Below are 12,444 nucleotides of genomic sequence, written 5' to 3' on the forward strand. Positions count from 1 at the left end.
TCATTCTCCTGTCATTCGAATAAGTAGCCACATTCTTTACTTTTACGATTATACAAGACAAATGCGTGCTGCATCCACCTAGTAATTTTTCTTCAAACAGTTATAATATTAGTAGTAAAAATTTTTTGACTGATTTTTTACCTACATATTACCAAAAGAAATAGGAGGGACCTCATGACGACAAGCCTCGAAACACGTGCAGCCGCTTTCCGCGACTTTGTGAAAAAAATGACTAGCTACAATCAAGCACTGGCCGTTCTCCATTGGGACAAAGCGACGCAAGCGCCTCGCAAAGGGATGGAAGCACGTTCTGAAATCATTGGGACACTCGCGGGAGAACAGTTTAGACTAGCAACCTCCAAAGAAATGGAACAATTTTTGGAAGAGCTAAGTGAATCGTCCGCGCTCGAAGCCCTCGACGAAATTACGCGACACACTGTACTCGAATGTAAAAAGGAATTTGACCGAAACAAGCGCATCCCGGCAGATCGCTATCAAGAATTCGTCCTATTGACCTCCAAAGCAGAGACCGTTTGGGAAGAAGCTCGTGAGAAAAACGACTTCGCGCTGTTCCAGCCTTATTTGGAGAAAATCGTTAACTTCCAGCTCGAATTTATTGAGTACTGGGGTCACGACGATAAGAACAAGTACAATACATTGCTGGACCTGTATGAACCAGGCATGACCGTCGATCAGCTGGACCCGATCTTCGCTACTCTGCGCGAAAAAACCGTCAAGCTAGTAGCAGCCATCGCAGATTCTCCGAATAAGCCGGACACATCCTTCTTGACCAAAAATTTCCCGATTTCTGAGCAAGACGCATTCAGCCGCTTCATTCTTGAGCGCATCGGTTACGATTTCACAGCAGGGCGCATGGATCGCAGCGTACATCCATTCTGCACAACCTTCAACCCGGGCGATGTACGGATCACAACCCGTTTTGATGAAAATGATTTCAACTCAGCGCTGTTCAGCTGTATTCATGAAGCAGGACACGCCATGTACGAGCAAAACATCAATCCAGAGCTGCTCTTTACGACGTTGTGTGATGGCACATCGATGGGAATCCACGAATCGCAATCCCGCTATTGGGAAAATATGGTCGGACGCAGCCTGCCGTTCTGGAACCACTTCTTTGCTGACTTGCAAAAAGCTTTCCCAGCCCAGTTCGAAGGCGTTAGCGTAGAAGACTTCTACCATGCGATTAACGAGGTAACTCCTTCTTTCATTCGTACAGAAGCAGATGAATTGACCTACAACCTGCATGTCATGATTCGCTACGAGATTGAAAAGGGTCTGATCAACCGCACCATTGAGGTTGCTGATCTGCCAAACATTTGGAATGAAAAAATGAAAGAATACCTCGGCGTTGAGCCTCCTACTGATACGCTGGGAGTTCTGCAGGACGTTCACTGGTCTGGCGGAAGCTTTGGATATTTCCCTACGTATTCGCTGGGTAACGTGTATGCTGCTCAGTTTACCCACGTTATGGAGCAAGAAATCAGCGGCTATGAGGAATTGATAGCAAACGGAGATTTCGCTCCCATTCGTGCATGGCTAAAAGACAGGATTCATCAGTATGGCAAAATGAAAAGCCCACGTGAACTCGTTTCTGCGATCACAGGCGAAGGTACAAACGCTACGTACCTGATGAATTACCTGGAGAAAAAATACTCCGCGATTTACAAACTATAATTGATCATTCGTGCAAGAGCGCTCCTTTTTTTGAAGGGGGCGCTTTTTTTAACAACAAACAAATTCATCCCCCCTGAAATCGCTTCCTTTTTGTTCACGTTCTATCCACTGTTTCTTCACGTTCTTTTCACACCTTACCAACCACAAACACACAAAACAGGAGTATGATGAGCATGTAAAACATTACCACTAAGTGAGGGATTCCAAATGATGCAATCATTGTCACGCTGGTTGTGGGGCAACGAAAAGCATGAAGTCATGTCGTTTGAGGAAAAGAAGTATGTTCGAAATGAAATGGATCAGTTCATGGTGAATCAGCCTGAACAAATCGTGCCATATCCTCAGCTGTAAGAGCTATGAGCTGCCCTAATCGGCAGCTTTTTTTGCGTTTTCATGAAAGCGCTCACTGATGTGCTACAATGTGCTGAAAGGGAGGAGCTTACGAATGGTTGATTTTACGGAAAAATGGCTGCCTACATATATCCGCCGTGAATTGGCGGTTTTATTTTGCGGGATTAACCCCGGACGAATCTCTGCGACTGCCGGTTACCATTACGCCAATCCAGCCAACCTCTTTTGGCGCGGATTATTCGAGGGCGGTTTGACACCACGAAGGCTGCTGCCTGAAGAAACGTCCTCGTTACTCGATTATGACTACGGCATCACAGATCTCGTGTCCCGACCTACTCGCTCGTCAACTGATTTACGCGATGACGATTATGCAACAGGGGCGCAGCAATTCATCCAGATGATTCAAACCTATCGCCCACGAGTCATTTGTTTTAACGGCATTACAGCCTTTCGCCATGCGACTGGACAAAAAAAAGCCGCTATCACTCTAGGGCTCCAGCCTGAGCGAGCCTTTGGTACGGATGATTGGTCCGGAAGTTACTTGTTCGTCATTCCTTCAACCAGTGGTGCCAACGCCTCGTTTACCCGTGAAGAGCGAATCGCCAAATTTGGGGAGCTGAGCGCTTTTTTACGCGAAAAGGGATGGCATCCGCTGTCCGAGACAGAATTGTAAAAAGTAGTGTCACATTCGTTCCTTGGTTCGTATAATGACGGTATCTGTTCCATCCATTTAGCAAAACTCTCCAACCAAAAGAAAGGCCCTTGCACAGGGAGCTACTGTTTCATAAGCTCTCCATGCTTGGGCCTATTTCAATCGATCACCTGAGTCTAAGGCTGTGCAACCGCCTTAACCAATGCGCTTTGCTGCCGCACGTATTGGATTAATTCTGCCGCCATTTCATGATAATTGAACGGCGTAATCAAGTAAATTCCATTGAAGTAGCGTATGGCCGTGTCAAGCAGTTCCTTGGCGATCGCTATCCCTTCTTTGCGCGCTTCGGCTCCCTGCACCTTCTTCATCCGCTCCAACGCCTCTGCGGACAGCTTGATTCCAGGTACTTCGTTGTGGAGGAACTCCGCATTTCTTTGGCTCGTCAGCGGCATGATTCCGATAAAAACAGGAATACCGATGTGCTTGGTCGACTCATATACCAGCTTGATCGACTCTGCATCGTAAACAGGCTGCGTCATGATATAGTCGGCTCCTGCCTCTACTTTCTTTTCGAGTCTGGCGATTGCAGCATCGATCTGCCTCACATTTGGATTGAAGGCAGCCCCAACGATAAACTGAGCCTTTTGCTTCAAAGGTCGTCCTGAGAAGGAAACGCCCTCATTCAATTGCTTGACCATGCGAATCAAGTCAAAAGAAGTGACGTCAAATACTGAGCTAGACCCTGGCAAGTCACCGAATCGCGCGGGATCTCCGGTAATAACCAGAATTTGGTCGATACCAAGTGCATGCAGCCCCATCAGATGCGACTGCTGACCGATCAGATTGCGGTCACGACACGCGAGGTGCAGCAGTGGATCGATCCCATGTCTGCTCTTCATCAAAGCCCCGAGAGCCATGTTGCTCATTCTCACAGTTGCAAGCGAGTTGTCTGCCAAGGTAATCGCATCTGCTCCCGCCTTGTGCAGCTCGCAGCACCCTTGAAGGAACTGATCGGCATCCAGGTCCCTCGGCGGATCAAACTCGACGATGATCGTTGTCCCCGTTTTCACCCGTTCTACGATGCTCGGTTTATCTTGAAGTCGTGCACTCTGTACCGTAATCGATGGTGCATCTCCTGGTATGCTGGTCGGATTAACACGTTCATGTGGAGCGAGTGATTGCAGAGCAGTTGCCATTGCCTGCACATGCTCAGGTGTCGTTCCACAACATCCGCCAAGCAAACGAACGCCTTGCTCTCGCAAACGAAGTGCGCTTTCGGCAAAATAGTCTGGCGTTGATTTAAATGCGTACTCTCCGTCCGTCATCCCCAAGCGTCCCGCGTTTGGAAATGCAGATAAAATCGCATCAGTTGGTATTTGTACTTGTTCAAAGGATCGCAAAATTTCGGCTGGACCTAACCGGCAATTCAAGCCAATGACATCGGCTCCCGCAGCTTTTAGCTGTGAAAAGGCTTCCGTAAGGGAATAACCGTCACGTGTACGTCCTACCTCAAGCGTTGCCAGCTGAGCAATCACCGGAGCTTCTGTCAGCGGGCGAATGACCTCCAGTGCTAGCAAGAGCTCTTCCAGGTCTAGAAAGGTCTCTAAAATAATCCCGTCAACCCCGGCGTGCAATAAAGCAATTGCCTGCTCCTCGTATTGGTCCCGATATTCATCCAGCACTTTTTTGCGTACACGGCCTGCTAGGATAGACCCAATGCTACCAGCTACATACGCATCCTCCTGGGCTGCTTCGCGAGCGATCGCTACAGCCAAGCGATTGATCCGCGCCACTTTATGCTCCAGGCCGTACCTTGCCAAAGCATCCCGATTCGCTGCGAAAGTATTTGTTTCTAAAAACCGTGCACCAGCCTGGTAGTAGGACGCATGCACATCATGAACCAATCGCGGGTTGGAAAGGCATAGCTCTTCAAAGCTAACACCAACCGGAACGCCCAGTCTGTGCAGTTGGGTCGCCATAGCTCCATCTCCAACCAGCAGGTTGTCATTCAAAAACTCTCGCAAACCTGCCTTACTCGTTGTCAATGAAATCACTTCTCTCGTTTATCAATTTTCATCTATGCTTCAAACACGGAAGGTCCAGCATTAAAGTAACGCGCTTCTGGGTGAGCGAAAACCATCGCAGATACCGATGCCTCCGGTTCCATCATGAAGCCTTCCGTTAGGTGGATACCGATGTTTTCAGGCTGCAGCAGTCGGAACAGCTGCGCTTGATCCTCCAGGCTCGGGCATGCAGGATAACCAAACGATACGCGAATGCCTTGGTAACGAGCACCGAAACGCTCCAGCATCGTCATTTCTGGCGGATCAGGAATCCCCCATCCATCACGCATAATGTGGTGGACACGTTCTGCAAATGCTTCTGCAAGCTCCAGTGCAAGCGCCTGAAGTACGTGTGAGCGAAGATAGTCGCCACGCTCCTTGAGCTCGGTAGACTGTTCGCGAATGCCACCGCCAGCAGTTACGGTCAAGAACCCGACATAATCCATTTCGCCACTCTCTACAGGACGCAGGAAGTCTGATAAGCACAAATGCGGCTCTTCCGGCTGGCGAGGGAACGAAAAGCGCTCTAAGAGCTTTGTGTGATCCTTTGGATCGAAGACCAAAACATCGTTTCCGTCTGCTTGCGCCGGGAAGAACTGGTACACACCATGTGCAGTGATCGTTCCGTTTTGCTTGGCATCAGCCAAGAGTTCCTCTACCAGTTCATACAATTGCACCACTTTTTCGTCGCCCGCTTCAAGCAGCTTGTCGACATTCCCACGAACACCTAGGTGTTTTCCCAGAAGCATCCGTAGATTCAGATAAGGCTGCAGATGGCTGATCGGATACGAACGCAGGACATGTCTCTCACAATCTGGTGGCAAATGAATCGGCACCGTGCGACTGATCACAGAACGAGCTGGCAGTGTCGACTTTTTCACCTCGACTACTGGTTGTGCCGTAGCCGCAGCCTCGATCAGATTTTTCTGTTCTTCGACGAGTCGCTCTCGCTCTTGCGGATTTTGCAAACGATTTACGAGGTCTAGTCCGTCCATTGCGTCTTTTGCATACAGAACGATTCCTTTATACTCCGGTGCAATCCGATTCGACGTGAATTTGCGAGTGAGCGCTGCGCCCCCCACCATCATCGGAACATCAATTCCTGCTTCACGCAAATCCTGCGCGGTGATTACCATCTGCTGTGCGGATTTCACCAACAGACCTGACAAACCGATAGCATCCGGCTTTTGTTCTCTGCACGCTGCAATCAACTGCTCAGGCGGTACCTTGATCCCCAAGTTAACGACATCATAGCCATTGTTAGCCAATATGATTTCGACCAGGTTTTTACCGATGTCGTGAACGTCACCTTTGACCGTTGCCAATAGAATCTTTCCTTTGGCGGCAGCGTCGGATTTTTCCATAAACGGCTCCAAGTAGGATACGGATGCTTTCATGACTTCCGCACTTTGCAAAACCTCTGCTACAATCAGCTGGTTTCCGTTAAACAGTCGGCCGACCTCTTCCATACCAGTCATCAATGGACCATTGATAATTTCAAGCGGCACGTATTTTTCCAGAGCCAGCTTCAGATCTTCAGTCAATCCATCTTTGGAGCCTTCAACGACATAGCGAGCAAGACGCTCTTCCAAAGTCAATGAGGATACCTCGACACTCACTTCCCTTTTCTTTTGGCGATAAAATTCGGTAAAGGCAGCGAGAGTCTCATCATTGGTCTCAAACAACAACGCTTCGGCCAGCTTTCTTTCGCTCTCAGGAATCGACGCGTAACGCTCCAGCTTCTCTGTATTCACGATTGCGTAATCTAGCCCAGCTAGTGTCGTGTGGTACAGGAACACTGCATTCAGCACCTCGCGTCCTGCGGCCGGCAATCCAAAGGAAACGTTACTTACACCTAAGATGGTCTTGCACTCTGGCATCGCTTGCTTGATTAAGCGAATGCCTTCGACTGTTTCTTTTGCAGAACCAATATATTGTTCATCACCTGTCCCCACAGGGAAGACTAGTGGATCGAAGATAATATCTTGCGGATTCATGCCGTATTGCTTGACGAGGATATCGTAGGAGCGCTGCGCTACTTCCAGCTTCTTTTCGCGCGTAACCGCCATCCCTGCTTCTTCTATCGTGCCAACAACAACCGCTGCGCCATATTTGTGGATCAGCGGAGCAACCTCTTCAAACCGTTCCAATCCATCCTCCAGGTTAATCGAGTTCAGAATCGCTTTCCCTTGGGAATAACGCAATCCCAGCTCCATCACCTTGGCATCGGTCGAATCGATCATGAGAGGGGCTTTTACCTTTTTCGCGATGAATTGCAGGAATTTTTCCATATCTTCGTATTCTTCACGGTCTGGGTCAGCCAAACAAATGTCGATTACGTGTGCTCCACGTTTTACCTGTGCACGGGCAATATCGGATGCTTCCTCATACTGACCGGCTGCGATCAGATCGCGGAATTTTTTAGAACCGATAACGTTTGTACGCTCCCCTACAAGCAGAGGACGACTGTCGTCTTCCACATACACAACCTCAATCCCGGAGACTGCACTTACGGAATCGGCAGCACCGCTTCGTGGCTTACAGTCCTTCAACGCCTCAGCCATTGCCCGGATATGATCCGGTGTGGTACCACAGCATCCACCAGCGACGTTCAACCAGCCTTGCTCAGCAAACGCGAGCATTTTGGAAGCGAGGCCTTGAGGGGTTTCATGGTAGTGACCATTTTCATCGGGCAAACCCGCATTGGGATAGCAGCTTACTCCGCATTGTGCAAGTCCGGACAAGGTACGGAGATGATCACGCATAAACTCTGGACCTGTCGCACAGTTCAAACCAATCGTTACCGGTTTTAAGTGCTCCAGGGAGATATAAAAAGCTTCGATGTTTTGACCTGCCAATGTCGTTCCCATCGGCTCGATGGTTCCTGAAAGCATCACGGGAATTTCTTTTCCCAGCTCGTCAAATGCTTTGCGGATACCGATACCGCCCGCTTTAACGTTGAGCGTATCCTGAGATGTCTCCAAGAGAAGCACGTCAGAGCCACCAATGATCAAGCCTTTTGCCTGACGGTAGTAAGCTTCGACAAGTTCTTCAAACGTAACGCCACCTGTAAGTGAGAGGGTTTTGGTGGTTGGCCCCATGGCACCCGCTACAAAGCGTGGCCACTCCTTTGTGGAGTATGCGTCGACAGCTTCCTTCGCCAAGCGTGCTGCTGCAATATTAATCTCCATGTCCTTGTCAGCCACATCGTACTCAGCCAATACGATAGAAGCCCCACCAAAAGAATTGGTTTCTACAATATCTGCTCCAGCTTCCAAATATTTCTCATGAATAGACCGGATGACATCAGGTCGGGTCAAATTCAGCAGCTCGTTACAGCCGTCGTATTCATCGCCACCGAAATCGTCAGCAGTAAGGTTCGCCTGCTGCAGCATTGTGCCCATCGCACCATCCAAAATCAGAATTTTTCGGGAAAGTTGTTCACGAAAAGTAGGTTTCATCAACTTGCTCCTTCTCTCCACTGCAATGGCTTATTTCTTTAATCGAAGATGAGAAAACCTGACTACGCCATACCAGCTGGCGAATGTCGCGGTTGCCCTGATACTGGCCTTTGGAATTTTGTAAATTCCTAATGGCACGAAAAAAATCCTCTTCTTTAGAAAGAAGAGGATTTGTCCGCGGATACAGCAACGCCTGAACCATCCTCTTATCTTTCAAAGCGCGTAGCTTTGCTGGAATTGGCACCGGATTTTTACCGGTTGCCGAGGCTTCATCAGGCCAGTCCCTCTGCCTCTCTGGATAAGAGTCGTACATTTTATGGAGTTATTCGTTTTTTGTCAAAAGTGATTGACGTTTGACAGTATCTTAACACCCCCCTGTCTCTTCGTCAATTGAGAATTTGTCTATTATTTACTCCTGTATGCTCCCCCTGCGCCCATTTTTATCATGACTAGTCATTCGCCCACGCCAACCTGTGCGTTCGTGTATAGACTAGAGCATAACGGAAAGGAGGGGAAACAAAAATGAGTACATCTTACTGCGGAAACGGATTCTTTGGCGACAGCTTCGCATTGGTGCTCGTACTGTTTATCCTGCTGGTCATTGTTGCGTGTTCGTGTGACGGCGGCTGCTAGTTAACCTGTAGAAAAGGGGCTATCGCCTAAAGCCATTTGCGTGGCTTGGGCATAGCCCTTTTTTGTTTTCTGTTAGTAAGGCTCCTTCACGATTTCGCCGGTTCGTGCATCAATATGCAAAAGCTTGCCTGCATTCTCGTCATGACTCCAAGGGATATAGGCCAGTATCGGACGATCGAGCCATTCATTGTCCTCATTCTTCAAAAGATACACAAGCTGCAATGGCATTGCGCGCAGATACTGTTCTACAGCCTGTTCCTTTGAAATGACGGAGGCTGCGTCCGGGAGCTCCACATGCGCATCTGTCTCTCTTCTGTTTTCAAACCCGTTTGCCTTCCCAGTGGAAGGATCGACAGTTACGATATACGCTTCATTTGGCTGCTTATCGAGAACAGGAATACCGTCTTTGCTCATGAAGAATTCAAATCCCCAGTTGCCTGATGCCACAGGTGTTGCAGCGCCAGGCTCGACAACCTCTGCCAGCTGCACTTCCTTTACCGCCGGGTCGATGTATTTCTCAAGCATCTCCAACGCCGCTTTTTCCGCCTCCGCGCGCTGGATCGTCACTTGGCTGCCCTGACGAGGTATTCCGAGTGCCATGACTCGTCCTGATTGTTCATCGGTTTCTACTACATAACGCTTTTCGCTGTTGTCAGTCCATACATAATTTTTTCGAGCATGTTTCGATTGTGGATCACGGTTTTCGTATTCGGCATATTTGAAGCTCTCCACACTCACACCGAATTCTTTGTGCAGCAATTTCTTCGCTTCTTCTTTTGACGTGACGATGCTATAGCTTTCGGGGGGTTGAAACGCAAATGCTTGTTCTTCCTTCCGTCGATCGTAGTCAAGGCCATTGTTTCCGGTGCTATAGGCAATCTTTCCACTCGTTCCTTCAATGTACCAGCCCAGTGAAGAAGGTTGACCGAGCTGGGAGGTGGATACAGACATCGTATATTCCAGCAGGGGCTTTGTTTGTGTTACCTTCCCTGATGCTCGATCTCGATTAACGGGAAAGTGCTGCAAGTAGTTTAATTTGATGTTGGCCTCCATTTCCTTTTTTGCCTTCTCTACAGAAACGGCAGATTTTCCATCCGGAAAAGATGCAAGCTCATGCTTTTTCATCGCTTCTTTGGAATAATAGACAATCCGTCCCGCTTGATTAACAGATATCCGGATCGTATCATTCATGACCGGCAGCTCATTGTAATATCGCTGGTATTCAATCGAGTCGTTTTTGTACGAGTATCGGTAATTTTTACTGTCCGCTCCAAGCATGTCCTGCAGGAAATGGTTTGCCGTTTTCTTTGCCAGAGCTTCCGGGGCTTCCTTCCAAATCCCCACTTCCTGAATTAGACGATAGGTCCGCAAATCCTCAGCTTTACCAGACACGCTGATTAACGCCTGATTCCAATCATCATCATCTGCATTTCCAAGCATTATTTCGAAACCGTCGTAATACATCGATTTGTTATCCAGTGCTGGCGATGGATTCAGCTCTGGAAGAGACTTCGTCAATTTCCCCAACAGCTCCTGTTCCTCTTTGTTTGTACGACCGAAAAATGCCACCTGGCCCTCGCTGTCAATTTGAACAGATATGATGTCAAACGGAATTCGAGCACCTTCCTGCTCTTTTTGGAACGTTACGTTCATCCACGTACCGTTGCGCATTCCTTCATCTGTCAATTTATGCGAAGATATATGAGCATACTGCTTGCTTTCTTCTCCAAGTACGGACGCAAGAAAAGCTATCGCCTTTTGCTCTGCCGACTCCAGGTCCGGAAGCTCCCCTTCCCGCGCTTCCTCTTTCTCATAGCGATACCACTGTATCTGTCCAGTCGTCGTATTGTAGGCAAATTCTCCTTCATAGCGGTCTCCTTTTAATAGGGCAACCTGCTTGATATCACTGACACTCCCTCGTTCCTCCAACCGAAAGCCAGCAAGCTCCGGCATTGTCGATAGGAGGGGGGCAAATGCTTCTTTTGCTGACACGTTGACTTTTTGCCTGTTGATTTGTTCGGATGAAGGTGTCTGCGATGCACGAGTGCCTTCCATCGTGAACATGCCTTGCTGTTGTCCGAGCCATACCCCAGCTGCCAAGCATGCCGCCAACGTACCGCCCATCACTATTGTCTTTCGTCTTGATTTCGTTTGTCTTTTCATTTCTTTTCGAATCCTCTCTTCCAATGCTGCCGAAAATGATACCTGTTCTGCCACCTCCCTGCTTGTGGCATGAACCGCTTCACGCAATTCTTTATCTACATCCATTCCAATCCCTCCTTTTCACACAATGCCCTAAAATTTTTACGCGCACGATGTAGCTGGGTACGTACCGCGTCCTCGGAAATATTCAGCACATGTGCGATTTCTTTTATCGACAAATCCTCAAAGTAATGTAGGATCATGACTTTTCGATACAAAGGAGACAGCATCATAACCCGTTCAGCAATTTGCACCTTACTTAGCCGCTGCATGACCGCTGCTTCAACATTGGTGTCAGCCACCTTTTCTGGACCCAGTTCTTTTTTCGAAAGATAAGTGGAAAAGATTTGGCGAAATGACCACGAACGCAAATATTTTCGCGATTCGTTGATGGCGATCCGATAGAGCCATGTTTTCACACTGCTTTCCTGGCGAAATTGGTCCAGTCCACGATAAGCCTTTAGAAACACTTCTTGCGTGATGTCTTCCGCGATACCTTTATCCTTGACGATCAAATACGCCAGCTGCACGATGTTATCGCCGTAATCACTCATTAGTGCCGAAAGCATTGCATCCTTTGTCGGTTGCAGCGTCCAATCCGCTTTTTTTGTACTGGTATTTACATTTGCATTCACGTACTTTTCACCTCCTTGCGTACAACGACATACATTTGATCCAGCAAAAACGTTTTTGTGACAACACTTCCCCATTTTTTTCTAATTCTGCCTATGGTGCTTTAAACCATGATTACACCTGGCAGCACAGCGTTCATTGTCAGAGCCAACCGCTTTTGATATCATGGGGCTGATTGCAAATCGAAAGGACGATACGATTATGGACTCATTACTCTCTCGCGATAAAGACGAATTTATCTCCTGTTTGGAGACACTCAAGGAGCTGGAGAAATCCGAGTTTGAAACATATTCCATTGTCAAAAATCCGGAAACAGGCGAGCACTACCTCCGTTACTTCCTCTCTCACATAAATTTATCGGAGGGTGGCCGCAGAGACGATTACGATCATTTTTTGCCGATCGACTCCGATGATGTTCTCGGATATATGTTTGGGGAGCAGGCCTATCGCTTCCCGGAAAATTGGCGTACCTCTTATTTGCGCAGCGGCAACGATAATCGGCTGATTCCATTTGACCCTTCCGAAAATTATGATCTAGAGGAAGAAGCTGCGGCCGAGCTGGCTATGCTAGAACAGCTGGAACAATTCAAGCAGCAATGGGCTGATTCCGAAAACCTGAGTGCGGAAGAAAGAGAAAAGCTGACAAAGGAATACTTCGCTGCCTTGGACAAAATCTTAAAACAACCTTGATCGATGTAAAGACGCCGAAGAGCGACCGCGTTTTAGAGGTAGGTTGTTATGCGCTTCGGAAAGA

10 protein-coding genes and 1 riboswitch are annotated in these 12,444 nt (G+C 48.2%); of the genes, 5 read left to right on the forward strand and 5 right to left on the reverse strand.

The genetic code is table 11. The features are described from left to right. Window positions 1-174 precede the first annotated feature (174 nt). From SB752_RS30560 to SB752_RS30570, 3 genes are all read left to right on the forward strand, one after another. Window positions 175-1,695, forward strand: a complete 1,521-nt coding sequence (locus SB752_RS30560; RefSeq protein WP_410719184.1) for a carboxypeptidase M32 — start codon at window positions 175-177, stop codon at window positions 1,693-1,695. 207 nt (window positions 1,696-1,902) lie between these two features. After that, complete coding sequence (locus SB752_RS30565) at window positions 1,903-2,046, forward strand: hypothetical protein (RefSeq protein WP_410719185.1); 144 nt, start codon at window positions 1,903-1,905, stop codon at window positions 2,044-2,046. Window positions 2,047-2,140: 94 nt separating this feature from the next. Beyond that, on the forward strand, window positions 2,141-2,719 hold the full coding sequence (locus SB752_RS30570; protein ID WP_410719186.1) for a mismatch-specific DNA-glycosylase: 579 nt from the start codon (window positions 2,141-2,143) through the stop codon (window positions 2,717-2,719). A 155-nt stretch (window positions 2,720-2,874) separates the two neighbouring features. Here SB752_RS30570 and SB752_RS30575 read toward each other — a convergent pair whose 3' ends face one another. The 3 genes from SB752_RS30575 to SB752_RS30585 are packed head-to-tail and all read right to left on the reverse strand — an operon-like array spanning window position 2,875 to window position 8,424. Then, on the reverse strand, window positions 2,875-4,743 hold the full coding sequence (locus tag SB752_RS30575) for a bifunctional homocysteine S-methyltransferase/methylenetetrahydrofolate reductase (protein WP_410719187.1): 1,869 nt from the start codon (window positions 4,741-4,743) through the stop codon (window positions 2,875-2,877). Window positions 4,744-4,775: 32 nt separating this feature from the next. Beyond that, window positions 4,776-8,222 carry a methionine synthase gene (gene metH / locus SB752_RS30580; protein ID WP_410719188.1) on the reverse strand — a complete coding sequence of 1,149 codons (3,447 nt, stop codon included), beginning with the start codon at window positions 8,220-8,222 and terminating at the stop codon, window positions 4,776-4,778. Further along, complete coding sequence (locus tag SB752_RS30585; protein ID WP_410719189.1) at window positions 8,203-8,424, reverse strand: hypothetical protein; 222 nt, start codon at window positions 8,422-8,424, stop codon at window positions 8,203-8,205. Before SB752_RS30585 ends, metH begins: the two co-directional genes overlap by 20 nt. Before the next feature lies 1 nt (window position 8,425). After that, window positions 8,426-8,527: riboswitch (SAM riboswitch) on the reverse strand. A 217-nt stretch (window positions 8,528-8,744) separates the two neighbouring features. Here SB752_RS30585 and SB752_RS30590 point away from each other — a divergent pair. Further along, a complete protein-coding gene (locus SB752_RS30590; RefSeq protein WP_103108627.1) occupies window positions 8,745-8,855 on the forward strand; it encodes a YjcZ family sporulation protein in 111 nt (36 codons plus the stop codon). 72 nt (window positions 8,856-8,927) lie between these two features. On the opposite strand, the gene SB752_RS30595 is transcribed toward SB752_RS30590, so the two are convergent. Both SB752_RS30595 and SB752_RS30600 read right to left on the reverse strand, forming a co-directional pair. Next, a complete protein-coding gene (locus SB752_RS30595) occupies window positions 8,928-11,123 on the reverse strand; it encodes a YcdB/YcdC domain-containing protein (RefSeq protein WP_410719190.1) in 2,196 nt (731 codons plus the stop codon). Beyond that, complete coding sequence (locus SB752_RS30600) at window positions 11,114-11,626, reverse strand: sigma-70 family RNA polymerase sigma factor (RefSeq protein ID WP_410719193.1); 513 nt, start codon at window positions 11,624-11,626, stop codon at window positions 11,114-11,116. Before SB752_RS30600 ends, SB752_RS30595 begins: the two co-directional genes overlap by 10 nt. 202 nt (window positions 11,627-11,828) lie before the next feature. Between SB752_RS30600 and SB752_RS30605 the strand changes: the two genes are divergently transcribed. Then, window positions 11,829-12,380, forward strand: a complete 552-nt coding sequence (locus SB752_RS30605; protein ID WP_410719191.1) for a hypothetical protein — start codon at window positions 11,829-11,831, stop codon at window positions 12,378-12,380. Window positions 12,381-12,444 lie beyond the last annotated feature (64 nt).

Origin of the sequence: Brevibacillus sp. SIMBA_040 (assembly GCF_046535075.1) — a bacterium.
Taxonomy (GTDB): domain Bacteria; phylum Bacillota; class Bacilli; order Brevibacillales; family Brevibacillaceae; genus Brevibacillus.